Source organism: Streptomyces sp. NPDC026522 (assembly GCF_055567555.1).
In genome coordinates this window covers 1-14,830 of record NZ_JBVHQF010000003.1, presented here as the reverse complement: position 1 = coordinate 14,830, position 14,830 = coordinate 1, and the positions used below count along the sequence as shown (strand labels likewise).

General features: G+C 73.7%; 14 protein-coding genes. 10 read left to right on the top strand and 4 right to left on the bottom strand.

The features are described from left to right. The first annotated feature begins 31 nt into the window (after positions 1-31). Entirely contained in the window at positions 32-1,762 is a 1,731-nt protein-coding gene (locus ACZ4M3_RS08425; protein WP_467730853.1) for a BACON domain-containing protein, read from the top strand. 9 nt (positions 1,763-1,771) lie between these two features. On the opposite strand, the gene ACZ4M3_RS08420 is transcribed toward ACZ4M3_RS08425, so the two are convergent. Further along, on the bottom strand, positions 1,772-2,593 hold the full coding sequence (locus ACZ4M3_RS08420) for a DUF3109 family protein (protein ID WP_467730852.1): 822 nt from the start codon (positions 2,591-2,593) through the stop codon (positions 1,772-1,774). A gap of 63 nt (positions 2,594-2,656) precedes the next feature. On the opposite strand from ACZ4M3_RS08420, the gene ACZ4M3_RS08415 reads away from it, so the two are divergent. The 4 genes from ACZ4M3_RS08415 (at position 2,657) to ilvD (ending at position 7,340) form a co-directional block, all read left to right on the top strand. After that, on the top strand, positions 2,657-3,586 hold the full coding sequence (locus tag ACZ4M3_RS08415) for a Ppx/GppA family phosphatase (protein WP_467730851.1): 930 nt from the start codon (positions 2,657-2,659) through the stop codon (positions 3,584-3,586). A 327-nt stretch (positions 3,587-3,913) separates the two neighbouring features. Further along, positions 3,914-4,747, top strand: a complete 834-nt coding sequence (locus tag ACZ4M3_RS08410) for a sugar phosphate isomerase/epimerase family protein (protein WP_467730850.1) — start codon at positions 3,914-3,916, stop codon at positions 4,745-4,747. Further along, complete coding sequence (locus ACZ4M3_RS08405; protein WP_467730849.1) at positions 4,744-5,364, top strand: TetR/AcrR family transcriptional regulator; 621 nt, start codon at positions 4,744-4,746, stop codon at positions 5,362-5,364. The genes ACZ4M3_RS08410 and ACZ4M3_RS08405 overlap by 4 nt, the downstream gene beginning before the upstream one ends. 125 nt (positions 5,365-5,489) lie before the next feature. Next, positions 5,490-7,340: a dihydroxy-acid dehydratase gene (gene ilvD / locus ACZ4M3_RS08400; protein ID WP_467730848.1), complete on the top strand. Its 1,851-nt coding sequence runs from the start codon at positions 5,490-5,492 to the stop codon at positions 7,338-7,340. Positions 7,341-7,375: 35 nt separating this feature from the next. Here the strand turns inward: ilvD and ACZ4M3_RS08395 are convergent, their stop codons facing one another. Beyond that, positions 7,376-9,538 carry a protein kinase domain-containing protein gene (locus ACZ4M3_RS08395; RefSeq protein ID WP_467730847.1) on the bottom strand — a complete coding sequence of 721 codons (2,163 nt, stop codon included), beginning with the start codon at positions 9,536-9,538 and terminating at the stop codon, positions 7,376-7,378. 106 nt (positions 9,539-9,644) lie between these two features. Between ACZ4M3_RS08395 and ACZ4M3_RS08390 the strand changes: the two genes are divergently transcribed. The 5 genes from ACZ4M3_RS08390 (at position 9,645) to proC (ending at position 13,037) form a co-directional block, all read left to right on the top strand. Continuing rightward, positions 9,645-9,944 (top strand): peptidase, encoded by a 300-nt coding sequence (locus ACZ4M3_RS08390; RefSeq protein ID WP_453355726.1) that lies wholly within the window; start codon positions 9,645-9,647, stop codon positions 9,942-9,944. Between the two features lie 89 nt (positions 9,945-10,033). After that, the gene (locus ACZ4M3_RS08385; RefSeq protein ID WP_467730846.1) at positions 10,034-10,555 is read left to right on the top strand and encodes a hypothetical protein; all 522 of its coding nucleotides are present in this window, start codon (positions 10,034-10,036) and stop codon (positions 10,553-10,555) included. 82 nt (positions 10,556-10,637) lie between these two features. Continuing rightward, positions 10,638-11,429 (top strand): ABC transporter ATP-binding protein, encoded by a 792-nt coding sequence (locus ACZ4M3_RS08380; protein ID WP_467731327.1) that lies wholly within the window; start codon positions 10,638-10,640, stop codon positions 11,427-11,429. After that, complete coding sequence (locus ACZ4M3_RS08375) at positions 11,426-12,163, top strand: ABC transporter permease (protein WP_467730845.1); 738 nt, start codon at positions 11,426-11,428, stop codon at positions 12,161-12,163. Before ACZ4M3_RS08380 ends, ACZ4M3_RS08375 begins: the two co-directional genes overlap by 4 nt. A gap of 64 nt (positions 12,164-12,227) precedes the next feature. Beyond that, on the top strand, positions 12,228-13,037 hold the full coding sequence (gene proC / locus ACZ4M3_RS08370) for a pyrroline-5-carboxylate reductase (protein WP_136217535.1): 810 nt from the start codon (positions 12,228-12,230) through the stop codon (positions 13,035-13,037). Positions 13,038-13,084: 47 nt separating this feature from the next. On the opposite strand, the gene trpS is transcribed toward proC, so the two are convergent. Together trpS and ACZ4M3_RS08360 are read right to left on the bottom strand one after the other, a co-directional pair. Further along, complete coding sequence (trpS, locus tag ACZ4M3_RS08365) at positions 13,085-14,083, bottom strand: tryptophan--tRNA ligase (RefSeq protein WP_467730844.1); 999 nt, start codon at positions 14,081-14,083, stop codon at positions 13,085-13,087. Between the two features lie 453 nt (positions 14,084-14,536). Further along, on the bottom strand, positions 14,537-14,830 hold a 294-nt coding region (locus tag ACZ4M3_RS08360; protein ID WP_467730843.1), incomplete at its 5' end, for a hypothetical protein.

Sequence of the window (14,830 nt, the reverse complement as noted above, 5' to 3'; positions counted from 1 at the left end):
CCGTCAGCGGCGCGCCGCCTACGGTCGCCGAGTGAACAGCAGCAACCAACCACACCCCCCGGCGCGCACCGGCGCACACCGGGCGCAGGGGCGCACGCCCTCCCGTGGACCGGTACCGGGCCACGCGGACGAGCAGCCGCCCCCCTTCCGCCACGAGCCCTACCTCGACGGACTGTTCACCTACTGCCTGTCGGTGCTGTGTGACCACGACACCGCCACCGACGTGCTCGGTGATGTCCTCGCCGTCGCCGAACGGTGTCCCGGCCGGTGCCCCGACGAAGGGGACCGGCGCGCCTGGCTGTACGCGCTGGCCCGCTGGGGCTGCCTGACCCGGCTGGGCGAACAGCGGCGCACGCGCCAGGGGGCGCATTCCGCCCGGCGCACGCCGGAGCACACCGACCAGGAGTGTGCGCCGGAGGGGCTGGACGTCAGCGCCTACCGCCGTACCGAACTGGCCCGCCTCGCCTGGCCCGAAGCCGCGGGGACCACGCCCGAGCAGCGGGAGGCCCTCGAACTCGCCGTCCGCCACCGGCTCGCCGTGCCCGAGCTGGCCGCCGTCCTCGGCACCCAGGCCGCCACCGCCCGGGAACTGCTCACCGGCGCCGCCTGCGAGGTGGAGCGCACCCGCGCCGCCCTCGCCGTCGTGGAGACCGGCAACTGCCCGGCCGTCTCCCGCCTCGCCGGCGACGGCCAGGTCCTGCTGTCGACCACCCTGCGCGCCGAACTCGTCCGCCACGTCGACGACTGCCCGCGCTGCCGCCGGGTCGCCGAACGGGTGGGCGCCGCGGCCCCCTGGCCCGGCTCCGGCGGCGTCCACACCCCCGGACTCCCGCTGGTCCCCGCCCCGCGCACCGCCGTCCACGCCGCGATGCTGCGCTCCGGCCGGCGGCGCCGGGGCGCGCCCGGCCCGCGCTTCGACCGCACCGGCTTCCCGATGGACCCCAAGGACCGCGCGGCCCGCCGGGACCGGCTCCGGGCGCGGGCGGTCACCACCACCGTGGTCGCCACCGTCGTAGCCGCTCCCGTCCTGGCGCTGTGGGCCGCGTACCGGGGCGCTCCCAGCACCGGCGAACCCGTTGCGGGCAGCACCGCCCGGATCTCCGCCAGCGAATCGGAGCTCCCGCCCGCGCACGTGGACGGACACCCGCTCGCCGCCTACCAGAACGCCGGCAACACCGCCCACACCACCGGCGAGCCCGGCTTCGCGCCGGGCGCCGACGTACCGGACGTCTCCGTCGAGGTGATCAGCCCCGGCGTGGCCGGCACCCCGGAACCGGGCGGTCCGGGCGCCCCGGGCCACATCGGGGTGACCGCCACGACCCGTGGGGGCACCACCCTGCTCACCCTCACCGCCTCCGGCGGCGCCCCGGTGCACTGGCGGCTGTGGTCGGACGCGCCGTGGCTGCGGGCGAGCCGGAGCGCCGGCACCCTGGCGCCGGGAGAATCGGTCAACCTGTGGATCACCGTCGACGACGCGGCCCAGCCGGTCGGCGCCTGGACCGCCAGGGTCGGGATCGTCCCCGACGGCGCGGTGGTCTCCATCCGGGGCCGCGGCCGCCCGGCGCCGGAGCCCACGCCCCCGGTCACCCCGGATCCGACGCCGACCCCGACGCCGCCGAGCCCCACGCCGACTCCGACGCCCACGCCCCCGGTGACCCCGGATCCGACGCCGACCCCGACGCCGCCGAGCCCCACGCCGACTCCGACGGAGCCCGAAGGAACGGTTTCCCCCGCCCCGGCCCCCTCCGGCCCGGCGGCGTAGCGGCCGCCGTCAGGTCCGGCCGGCCGCCGGGGGCGGGTCCGCCGGGTGCGGGGCCATCGGCAGCAGCGACGCCAGCCGCGCCTCGCACAGCTTCACCAGCTCCGCGTAGGCCTCCTCGCCCATCAGCTCCGTCAGCTCGGGCCGGTAGGACACGTACACCGGCTGCCCGGCACCGTGCGCGGAGGTGGCCGAGGTGCACCACCAGTGCAGGTCGTGGCCGCCCGGGCCCCAGCCGCGCCGGTCGTACTCGCCGATCGACACCTGGAGCACCCGGGTGTCGTCGGGCCGGTCGATCCAGTCGTACGTACGCCGGATAGGCAGCTGCCAGCACACGTCGGGCTTGGTCTCCAGCGGCTCCTGGCCGCTCTTCAGGGCGAGGATGTGCAGCGAGCAGCCCGCGCCGGCCGGGAAGCCGGGCCGGTTCAGGAAGATGCAGGCGCCGTCCCAACGGCGGGTCTGCTTCTCCCCGTCGTCGTCCGTCTGCGTCCAGCCGGACTCGCTGCCGACGTCGTGGAACTGCCACAGCTCGGGCGTCAGGCGCGCCACGTTCTCGGCGACCCGCTTCTCGTCGTCCTCGTCCGAGAAGTGCGCGCCGAGCGTGCAGCAGCCGTCGTCCGCCCGGCCGGCCTGGATGCCCTGGCAGCCGCTGCCGAAGATGCACGTCCAGCGGGAGGTCAGCCAGGTCAGGTCGCAGCGGAAGACCTGTTCGTCGTCGGCGGGATCGGGGAACTCCACCCAGGCCCGGGGGAAGTCGATGCCCTTCTCGTCGGCCACGACCTTCGGCTTCTTCTTGGGGGTCTTGGACATGTTGGCCTTCTTCGTATTTGGCACAAACCCAAGCCTAAGCGCCCCTTACCTCACCCATACGCGACGAGCCCAGTAGCGTTTCCGGTTATGAGACTCGGTGTCCTTGATGTGGGTTCGAACACGGTTCATCTGCTGGTGGTGGACGCGCATCCCGGTGCGCGCCCGCTGTCGGCGCACTCGCACAAGGTGGAGCTTCGGCTCGCGGAGCTGCTGGACGAGCGCGGCTCGGTCACGCCGGCGGGCATAGAGCGGCTGGTGTCGGTGATCGGCCACGCCGTCCAGGCCGCCGAGGACAAGGGTTGCGAGGACCTGCTGCCGTTCGCGACGAGCGCGGTGCGGGAGGCGACGAACGCGGACGAGGTACTGGCCCGGGTCAAGGCCGAGACGGGCATCGACCTCCCGATCCTCAGCGGCGAGGACGAGGCCCGCCTCACGTTCCTCGCGGTACGGCGGTGGTTCGGCTGGTCGGCGGGGCAGCTGCTGGTCCTGGACATCGGCGGCGGCTCGCTGGAGATCGCGTACGGCATCGACGAGGAGCCGGACGCGGCGGTGTCCCTGCCGCTGGGCGCGGGCCGCCTCACCTCGGCGTGGCTCCCGGGCGACCCGCCGGCGCCGGCGGACGTGAAGGCGCTGCGCCGCCACGCGCGGGCGCAGATCGCCCGCACGGTCGGGGAGTTCAGCCGCTTCGGGACGCCGGACCACGTGGTGGCGACGTCGAAGACCTTCAAGCAGCTCGCCCGGATCGCGGGCGCGGCCCGCTCGGCGGAGGGCCTGTACGTGCAGCGGGAGCTGACGCGCAAGGCGCTGGAGGAGTGGGTCCCGCGGCTGGCGACGATGACGACCGCCCAGCGGGCGGCCCTGCCGGGCGTCTCGGAGGGCCGGGCGCACCAGCTGCTGGCGGGGGCGCTGGTGGCGGAGGGCGCGATGGACCTCTTCGGCGTGGACGAACTCGAAATCTGCCCCTGGGCCCTCCGCGAGGGCGTCATCCTCCGCCGCCTGGACCACCTCCCGACCTGAGCCTCCGGCGGCTGTCCGGCCCTGGCCGCACCGGGGCCACTTCAGCCCGCCTCCGTTTGCGGCGCGGGCCCGGCCATTTCAGCCTCGCCGGCGTTTGAGGCGCGGGTCCGGGCGGAGCCCGGGGCCCGGCGGAGCCGGGTTGGCCGTGACCCCGCCCGGGCCGGGCGGCCCGGTCCTCGGCCAGGTCCGCCCCGTCCGGCCGCCCCGTCCGGCCGCCCCGGGCGGGGGCGACGCGGGGGTCGTCCCCGTACCCGGCCGTCCGGCCCGGCCGCGCCCTCGTGACCCCGCCCCGCCCGGCCAGGGCAGCGGCATCGGTAACCTGTCCCCGTGGCAAAACCACCCCGGACCCCGACCCCCAAGGTCGCCCTCTCCACCGCCTCCGTATATCCGGAGTCCACGGCGACCGCCTTCGAGACCGCCGCACGCCTCGGCTACGACGGCGTCGAGGTCATGGTCTGGACGGATCCGGTCAGCCAGGACATCGACGCGCTGCGCCGCCTCTCCGACCGGCACGGCGTGCCGGTGCTCGCCATACACGCCCCCTGCCTCCTCATCACGCAGCGCGTGTGGTCCACCGACCCCTGGACCAAGCTCCGCCGCGCCCGGGCCGCCGCCGAACGGCTCGGCGCGAGCACCGTCGTCGTGCACCCCCCGTTCCGCTGGCAGCGCCAGTACGCCCGCGACTTCGTCACCGGCATCTGGCGCATGGCCGACGAGACCGACGTCCGCTTCGCCGTCGAGAACATGTACCCCTGGCGCTACCGCGACCGCGAGATGCTCGCGTACGCGCCCGAGTGGGACGTCACCAAGGACGACTACCGCCACTTCACCGTCGACCTCTCGCACACCGCGACCGCCCGCACCGACGCCGCCGCCATGGTCGACCGGATGGGCGACCGCCTCGCCCACATCCACCTCGCCGACGGCAACGGTTCCGCGAAGGACGAGCACCTCGTCCCCGGCCGCGGCACCCAGCCCTGCGCCGAGCTGCTGGCCGGCCTGGCCCGCACGTCCTTCGACGGGCACGTGGTGATCGAGGTCAACACCCGACGCGCCATGTCGTCCGCCGAGCGCGAGGCGGACCTCGCCGAGGCCCTCGCCTTCACCCGCGCGCACCTCGCCGCCGTCCCCACCGCGCCGAAGCCGGTCCGCCGCCCGTGACCGAGCCCGCACCCCGCCGCCGCCGCGGCCCCGGCCGCCCCCGCCAGGACGAGGCCGACGAAGGCCCCGGCACCCAGGAGCGCATCCGCGTCGCCGCCCGCGCCGAGTTCGCGGCGCGCGGCTACGACAAGACCTCCGTACGCGGCATCGCCAAGGCCGCCGGGGTGGACCCGGCCCTGGTGCACCACTACTTCGGCAGCAAGGACGACCTCTTCGCCGCCGCGATCGAGCTGAGCCTGGAGCCCGCCCTCGTCGTCCCGCAGATCCTCGGCGGCGGCCCCGAGGGCATCGGCGAACGCCTCGCCCGCTACTTCCTGGGCGTGTGGGAGAACCCCGTCACCCGGGTGCCGATGGTCGCCGTCGTACGGTCGGCGCTCACCCACGAGGCGGCGGCGAAGGTGCTGCGCGGGCTGATCCTGCGCCGGGTCCTGGAGCGGATCGCCGCCGACCTCCACGTGCCCGACCCCACCTTCCGCGCGGAGCTCGCCGCCTCCCACATGATCGGCATCGCGGTGCTGCGCTACGTGGTCCAGGTCGAGCCCCTCGCGTCCGCGGAGCCGGAGGCCATCGTGGCCCTCGTAGCACCTACGCTGCAGCGCTACCTGACCGAGGACTGAGCCGCCCGTCCCGGCATCCGGACACCCTGTCCGCATCCCGGGCGAGGAGCGTAGCCTCGTAACCGAGCCTTATCCACAGTCGCGGCGGCGTGCGAACGCCACCGTACTCATGGGGAGTGAACCCGATGCCCGAGCTGAGGTCCCGCACCGTCACCCACGGCCGCAACATGGCAGGCGCACGTGCGCTGATGCGCGCTTCGGGCGTAGCGAGCGCGGACATCGGAAAGCCGATCATCGCGGTCGCCAACTCCTTCACCGAGTTCGTCCCCGGCCACACCCACCTGGCCCCGGTCGGCCGCATCGTCTCCGACGCCATCCTGGCCGCGGGCGCCATCCCGCGCGAGTTCAACACGATCGCGGTGGACGACGGCATCGCCATGGGCCACGCCGGCATGCTGTACTCCCTGCCCTCCCGCGACCTGATCGCGGACTCGGTCGAGTACATGGTCGAGGCGCACTGCGCCGACGCGTTGATCTGCATCTCCAACTGCGACAAGATCACACCCGGCATGCTGATGGCCGCCATGCGCCTCAACATCCCGGTCGTGTTCGTCTCCGGCGGCCCGATGGAGGCCGGCCAGGCCACCCTGGTCGACGGCACCGTCCGCAAGCTCGACCTGATCGACGCCATGGTCGACGCCTCCAACGAGAACGTCTCCGACGAGGACGTCCTGCGCATCGAGGAGAACGCCTGCCCGACCTGCGGTTCGTGTTCGGGCATGTTCACCGCCAACTCGATGAACTGCCTCGCCGAGGCCATCGGCCTGGCCCTCCCCGGCAACGGCTCGGTCCTCGCGACGCACACCGCCCGCCGCGCCCTCTACGAGAACGCCGGCCGGACGGTCGTGGAGATCACCAAGCGCTACTACGAGCAGGACGACGCGTCGGTCCTGCCCCGCTCGATCGCCACCCGCCAGGCCTTCGAGAACGCCATGGCCCTCGACATCGCCATGGGCGGCTCCACGAACACGATCCTGCACCTCCTGGCCGCCGCCCAGGAGGCGGGCCTGGACTACGACCTCACCGACATCGACGAGGTCTCGCGCCGCGTCCCGTGTCTGGCCAAGGTCGCGCCGAACGTGGCGCCCGGCGGCACGTACTACATGGAGGACATCCACCGCGCCGGCGGCATCCCCGCCATCCTCGGCGAGCTGCACCGCGGCGGCCTCCTCAACAAGGACGTCACCACCGTCCACTCCGAGAACCTCGAAGACTGGCTGGCCACCTGGGACGCCCGCTCCGGCACGGCGTCCGAGGAGGCCATGGAGCTGTGGCACGCGGCCCCCGGCTGCAAGCGCTCCGCGACCGCCTTCTCCCAGTCCGAGCGCTGGGACACCCTCGACCTGGACGCCGAGGGCGGCTGCATCCGCTCCGTCCAGCACGCCTACTCCAAGGACGGCGGACTGGCCGTGCTGCGCGGCAACATCGCCGCCGACGGCTGCGTGGTCAAGACGGCCGGTGTCGACGAGTCGATCTGGACCTTCGAGGGCCCGGCCGTGGTCTGCGAATCGCAGGACGAGGCGGTCGACAAGATCCTGCGCAAGGAGATCAAGGCGGGCGACGTCGTCGTCATCCGCTACGAGGGCCCGCGCGGCGGCCCCGGCATGCAGGAGATGCTCTACCCGACCTCCTTCCTCAAGGGCCGCGGCCTCGGCAAGGTCTGCGCCCTGGTGACCGACGGCCGCTTCTCGGGCGGCACCTCGGGCCTGTCCATCGGCCACGCCTCCCCGGAGGCGGCCTCGGGCGGCACCATCGCCCTGGTCGAGGACGGCGACCGGATCCGCATCGACATCCCGAACCGCTCCATCGAGCTGCTGGTCTCCGACGAGGAACTGGAGACCCGCCGCGAGGCCCTCGGCGGCGTCTACGCGCCGAAGAACCGCGAGCGCAAGGTCTCCGCCGCACTGCGCGCCTATGCCGCGATGGCCACGAGCGCCGACAAGGGCGCGGTCCGCGACGTGTCCCGCCTGGGCTGAGCCCCCGGTCCGCGACCGAACCCCGCCGGGCGTCCTCACCACCCGGCGGGGTTCGCCGCGTCCACGGCGAACACCGACCCGTCGGGCGCGGACGCGTACACCGCGCCGTCCGCGACCACCGGCGCGGGCAGGGAAGCGGCGAAGGTGCCCTGGCCGGCGCCCATCCGCGGCTTGGTCTGTCCCACCAGCCGCCCGTCCGCGGCCTCGACCGCGAGCAGCCGCCCGTCGGGCGCCGTCAGGTAGACCCGCCCGCCGGCGACCGCGGGCCGGGACGCGACCGCCAGGCCCGTCTCCAGCCGCCACCGCTCCCGCTCCGGGCCCACCGCCGCCAGGCCGCCCGCCGAGCCGACCAGGTACACGACGCCGTCGGGGCCCGCCGTCGCCTGGACCTCGTACAACGGGACCGCCAGGCTGACCCGCCGCACCGAGCGCGTCGCCAGGTCCACCCGGACGACGGCGTCGGTCTTGCCCTGCGCGTCGTTCTCCAGCAGGTACGCCCCGCCCTGCACGGTGGCCACCGGCTGGAGGAGTCCCGCCGTACGCAGCTGCCAGCGCACCGCGCCGTCGCCCGGGTCCACCGCCGCCACCAGGGTCCGGCTGCCGTCGGGCTCGCGCGTCGCCACGTACAGCGCGGGCTTGCCCGAGGCGTCCGGGCCGGCCCACCACAGCGAGCCGGTCCCGCCGATCCGCCGGCTCCACTTCGGCGTGCCGGTCGCCGGGTCCAGCAGGGTCACGTTCCCGTCGGCGCCGGCCGTCAGGACGTGACCGGCCTCCGCGACGACCTGGGCCCCGCCGGGCATGGTCCGCTGCCAGCGCCGGGCGCCGGTCGCGGGGTCCAGCGCCTGGAGCACGTCACTGCCCGCTGCGGCCACCAGCACGAGGCCGCCCGCGTACAGGGGCGCCCGGGCGGCGGCCGGCCCGGGAGCCGCCTGCGCCGGGACCGTCCACGCCAGGGCGCCGGTCGCGGGGTCCAGCCGGGCCGCCGTCAGTCCCTGCGCCGAGCAGTACAGGGCCGCGGTGCCCCAGGAGCAGGCCCCGGTCCGCTTCCCGGCGCCGGGCCCGCCCAGCGGGACCGACCAGGGCGCGAACCGCTTCGCCGGCCCGGCCTCCGACCGCTTCGGGGCCGCCGGCCCCGCGGAGTCGTCCCCCGTGGCGGAGCCGAGGTAGCCGCCGACCGCGCCGCCCGCGAGCAGCACCACCAGCCCCGCCGCCCACGCCGTCCGGACCCGGCGGCGCACCGGGCGCCGGCCGCCCTCGCCGCTCGGGGGGCCTTCGACGGGAGCGGCCTCCCGCCGGTGCGTGTCGACCTCGGCGGCCCCGGCGGGACCCCTGGCGGCGGGCCGGCGCGGGGCCGCCGGGAACGTCTGGGTGTCCTCGCCGGTGGGGTAGGCCAGCGCCCGCATCTGCGCGATCAGCGCGTCGGCGCTCGGCCGCTCGGCCGGGTCCTTCGCCAGGCAGCGGGCGACCAGCGGGGCGAGCGGCCCCGGCAGCCCCGTCAGATCGGGTTCGCCGTGCACCACCTGGTACGCGACGAGGTAGTGGCTGTCGGAGTCGAACGGGCCGCGCCCGGTCGCCGCGTGCACCAGGACCGCGCCCAGCGCGAACACGTCGGCGGCCGTGCCGACCTCGCGCGGCCGCTGGAACTGCTCCGGCGCCATGAACGGCGGCGTCCCGATCAGCTTGCCCGTCTCGGTCCGCAGGTCGCTGTCGGCGGGCCGCGAGATGCCGAAGTCGATGACCCGCACCCCGTCGGGCGCCATCAGCACGTTGCTGGGCTTGAGGTCCCGGTGCACCACGCCCGCCCGGTGGATGTCCCGCAGCGCCTCCGCCAGCCCGGCGGCGAGCCGCGTCAGCTCGGCCGGGTCCAGCACGCGTTCCCGTACCCGCTCCGCCAGCGTCGGCGCGTCGATGAACAGGGTGGCCATCCAGGGCCGTTCGGCATCCGGATCGGCGTCGACCACCGGCGCGGTGAACGCCCCGCTCACCCGCCGCGCGGCCGCGACCTCCTGCCGGAACCGGGCCCGGAACTCCGGGTCCACCGCGTGCTGCGCGTGCACCACCTTGACGGCGAGTTTCAGCCCCGAGCTGGAGGCGGCCAGGTGGACGACGCCCATGCCGCCGGAGCCGAGCACGGATTCGAGCCGGTAGTGCCCGGCGTACTCGGGAAAGCCCGCGTGTTCCGCGCGCCGCGCATGCACCACTCACCACCCCCGCCGGAGCCTAGTCGATGGCCCGTGCGAACATCCAAGGGCTTGCCGCCCCGCGCGCGTTGTGCGGGGCACGGCCCATGGGGGGAGTTTTCGTATGACTGTTGAGAACGATTCGAGCCAGGTGCAGAGCCTGTCCGGCTCCGGTTTCCCGACGTTCCCGGTCGCTCCGGGATACCAGGTCAACGTCCGCACCGGCCCGGGCACCGGCTATTCGATCTCCCGGGTGCTGCCGCTCGGCGCGTACGTCTCCATCCACTGCCAGTGCGACGGCACCACGGTCTCCGGTCCCTACGGCACCACGGCCATCTGGGACTGCGTCGGCAACGGCGAGTTCGTGTCGGACGCGTACGTGAAGACGGGCAGCGACGGGTACGTGGCCACCCGCTGCGGCTGACCCGCCGGGCGGACCGCTCCGGCCGCCCACCGTTCTACCGGCTGAGACGCACCCGTCCGGGTGCGTCTCGGGCTGGAATAATCGGCTTCGTGAGCGACGACCAGCGAGACCAGACCCCCGCCGAGCCGGCCCCGGCCGCCGCCGGACCGCGCCCCGAGCCCCTCCGGTTCTTCGGCACCACCTGGGTCGACCACGACGGCGGCTACGCCCTGCGCCGCGCGGGGGTCGCCATCGGGTCCCTGCTGTCGGCCTTCGCCGCCGCGTACCTGCTGCGCTTCGCCTACGAGGGGCTGGAGATCGGCGACGTCGGCCCGTTCCTCAGCATCTCCGTCGTCGTCCTCTTCGCGATCGCCAGCGCCATCGCGTTCGTCAAGACCTGGGAGTCGTTCAGCCGCCGCCCCCGGCCGTCCTCCGACGAGGCCGCCCTCAAGGGGCTCAAGGCCATCGGTTTCATCGGCTCCCTCATCGCGTACTTCCTGCGCAGCCTGACCGAAGCCCCGGGCGAGAAGCTGCACCGAGCCGAGTACGAGCAGGCCGTCGCGGAATTCGCCCGCCGCCGCAGCACCCGTACGGGCAACCCCGCCGCGCGCCGCCCCAAGCGCAAGAAGTAACGCGGCCGAGGCCCTTCCGCGGTCCGCCACCCACCTGGCCGGTTGACGCCCCTGCACCGCCAGGAGCATTATTCATCACATGATGAATAAGCCCCCCGACGGTGGCGCCCCCGCCGTCCACGCCCACGCCCTCACCGTCCGCCGCGGCACCGGCCACCGGCCCCGCACCGTCCTCGACGACCTCGCCTTCGACGTGCCCCGCGGCCGCATCACCGGCCTCCTCGGCCCCTCCGGCTGCGGAAAATCCACCCTCATGCGCTCCGTCGTCGGCACCCAGGCCCACGTCACGGGCACCCTCGACGTCCTCGGCCGCCCGGCCGGCCACCCCGAGCTGCGCTCCCGCCTCGGCTACGTCACCCAGGCGCCCTCCGTCTACGACGACCTCACCGTCCAGCAGAACCTCGACTACTTCGCGGCCGTCCTCGACCCGGGCCGGGCCGCCGCCGAACGCCGCCGCGCCGCCGTCACCCGCGCCGTCGCCGACGTCGACCTCACCAGCCACGCCACCGCCCTCGCCGGAAACCTCTCCGGCGGCCAGCGCAGCCGCGTCTCCCTCGCCGTCGCCCTCCTCGGCGCCCCCGAACTGCTGGTGCTCGACGAACCCACCGTCGGCCTCGACCCCGTCCTGCGCCGCGACCTGTGGAACCTCTTCCACGAGCTCACCGCCACCCGCGGCACCACGATCCTCGTCTCCAGCCACGTCATGGACGAGGCCGAGCGCTGCCACGACCTGCTCCTCATGCGCGAGGGCCGCATCCTCGCCCAGGACACCCCCGACGCGCTCCGCACCCGTACCCACTGCGCCACCGTCGAAGAAGGCTTCCTGCGCCTCGTCGACGAGGCCGACGCCCGAGCCCGGGAGCAGACCCGATGAACGCATCCCGCACCACCGCCACCGCCGGCCGCGTCCTGCGCCAGCTCCGCCACGACCCGCGCTCCATCGCGCTGATGCTGCTGGTCCCCGTACTGATGCTGACGCTGCTCCGCTTCGTCTTCGACGGCGACGACCGCACCTTCGACGGCATCGGGGCGTCCCTCCTCGGGATCTTCCCCCTCATCACCATGTTCCTGGTGACCTCGATCGCCACCCTGCGCGAACGCACCTCCGGCACCCTCGAACGCCTCCTCGCCATGCCGCTCGGCAAGGGCGACCTGATCGCCGGCTACGCCCTCGCGTTCGGCGCCGTCGCCGTCGTCCAGTCCCTCCTCGCCACCGGACTCGCCCTCTGGGTCCTCGGCCTCCACGTCGTCGGCTCCCCCTGGCTGCTCCTGCTCGTCGCCCTCCTCGACGCGCTCCTCGGCACCGCCCTCGGCCTGTTCGTCTCCGCCTTCGCCGCCTCCGAGTTCCAGGCCGTCCAGTTCATGCCCGCGGTGATCTTCCCCCAGCTGCTGCTCTGCGGCCTCTTCGCCCGGCGCGACACCATGCATCCCGTCCTCGAAGGCCTCTCCGACGTCCTGCCCATGTCCTACGCCGTCGACGGCATGACCCAGGTCCTCACCCACACCGACATGGCCGCCGACTTCATCCGGGACGCCGTCATCGTCGCCGCCTGCGCCCTGCTCGTCCTCGCCCTCGGCGCCGCCACCCTGCGCCGCCGCACCCCGTAGCCGGCCGCCGACCGCACTGCGGACACCGAGGCCCCGCGCCCCGCCCGGATGCAAGGATGAGGACATGACCCAGACAGTCGCCGTCCTCGGCACCGGAAAGATCGGCGAGGCCCTGCTCAGCGGGATGATCCGCGGCGGTTGGCCGGCCGGAAAGCTCCTCGTCACCGCGCGCCGCGCCGAACGCGCCGCTGAACTGCGCGACCGCTACGGCGTCGAGGCCGTCAGCAACGCCGAGGCCGCGAAGCGGGCGGACACCCTCATCCTCACCGTCAAGCCGCAGGACATGGGCAAGCTCCTCGAAGAGCTCGCCCCGCACGTCCCCGCCGACCGCCTGGTCATCAGCGGCGCCGCCGGCGTCCCCACCTCGTTCTTCGAGGAACGGCTCGCCCCCGGCACCCCCGTCGTCCGCGTCATGACGAACACCCCCGCCCTCGTCGACGAGGCCATGTCCGTCATCTCGGCCGGCAGCCACGCCACCGCCGCACACCTCGCCCACACCGAGGAGATCTTCGGCGGCGTCGGCAAGACCCTGCGCGTCCCCGAGTCCCAGCAGGACGCCGCGACCGCCCTCTCCGGCTCCGGCCCCGCCTACTTCTACTTCCTGGTCGAGGCCATGACGGACGCCGGCATCCTGCTCGGCCTGCCCCGCGCCCAGGCCCACGACCTGATCGTCCAGGCCGCCATCGGCGCCGCCGTGATGCTCCGCGACAGCGGCGAGCACCCCGTCAAACTCCGCGAAGCCGTCACCTCCCCGGCCGGTACGACCATCAACGCCATCGTCGAGCTGGAGAAGCACGGCGTACGGGCGGCCCTGATCGCCGCCCTGGAAGCGGCCCGCGACCGCAGCCGCGAACTCGCCTCCGGCAACAGCTGACAGCGGTACGGTCCCGCCCCGGGGTGGGACCGTACGCCGTTTCCGCTTCAGGGCTCCAGCAACCCGATGGCCCGGTACGCCCGGTCCACCACCGGCCGCGCCAGCCCCCGGGCCCGCTCCGCCCCGGCCCGCAACACCCGCTCCACGCCGCCCGGATCGGCCGCCAGCTCGGCGTGCCGCGCCTGCACCGGGCGCAGCACCTCCACCACGGCCTCGGCGACGTCCCGCTTGAGCGCCCCGTAACCCGGGTACCGGTCGGCCAGCGCGGCCGGCTCGGCGCCCGTGCAGGCGGCGAGGATGTCGAGCAGGTTCGCCACTCCCGGGCGGGTGGCCCGGTCGTAGACGACCCCGCCGTCCCCGCTGTCGGTGACGGCCCGCATCACCTTCTTGGTGATGACCGCCGGCTCGTCGAGCAGATAGACGATCCCCGCCCCGTTCTCGTGCGACTTCCCCATCTTGGACGTCGGGTCCTGGAGGTCCATGACCCGCGCGGCCACCGTGGGCAGCACCACCCGCGGCACGGTGAAGGTGTGCCCGTACCGCTGGTTGAACCGGACCGCCAGATCCCGGGCCAGTTCCACGTGCTGCCGCTGGTCGTCACCGACCGGTACCTCCGCGGTCCCGTAGGCGAGGATGTCGGCGGCCATCAGCACCGGATAGGTCAGCAGCGACAGCCGTACGCCGTCCCCGGCGGCCCGGGCCCTGGCCGCCTTCTCCTTGTACTGGATCATCCGCCGCAGCTCACCGTCGGTGGCGGTGCACTCCAGCAGGTACGACAGCCGGGTGTGCTCGTCCACGTGGCTCTGCACGAACAGCGTGCACGTGCGCTCGTCGAGCCCGGAGGCGAGGAACAGGGTGGCCGCCTGCCTGCTGAGCCGCCGTACCCGCGCCGGATCGTGGTCGACGGTCAGCGCGTGCAGGTCCACCACGCAGAACAGCGCGTCCTGCGGCTCCTGCTCGGCCGCGACCCACTGCCGCAGGGCGCCCAGGTAGTTCCCGAGTGTCAGGTGCCCGCTCGGCTTGATCCCGCTGAAGATCCTCGTCATGTTCCGTCTCCCGGTGTGAGTGTCCGTACGGCAGGGCGGCCGTCGGGTCGGTGGCGCCGCGTGGGGCGACCGAGCCACTCCCGGGGGAGAAAACAGAAACGGCCGCCGAAGCGGCGGCCGTGAGCGCATGCGTGCTCGCGTGAAGGTCGGCCGCCGTCAGGCGGCCCACCAGCGGAGGCTGGGCGTGAGCGCATGCGTAGTCATGGAGAGAGGCTAGCGGGGAGGGGCCGCCGCCCGCCAGGGTTGACACACCTGTGGCAGATCCGTAAGGTTCTTCGAGTTGTCCGACGTGAGCGCCGACCCCGGTCGGTCCCCGGACGACCATCCCGCACTACACATTCGAACGAACGACGCACTTTGTCGTCCCGTTTTCATGCGTATTTGCGAATGAGGAATCCGTGTCCGAGGACGCAGCCGCCGATTGGCTTCGGGGGCGGGGAATCCGCTACTGTCTCACTCGCCGCGAGGGCCCAACAGCCCGACCGGCAAATCCCGCTGACTGGGAGTCAGGCCCGAAAGGATCTGATAGAGTCGGACTCGCCGGAAAGGGAAACGCGAAAGCGAAGAACTGGAAAGCGAACCCCGCTTCGGCCGGGAATCGGACCCGAAAGAGTCTGATAGAGTCGGAAACGCAAGAACGAAAAGAAAAACAAAGGAAGCGCCCGGAGGAAAACCCGCGAGGGTGAGTACAAAGGAAGCGTCCGTTCCTTGAGAACTCAACAGCGTGCCAAAAATCAACGCCAGAAG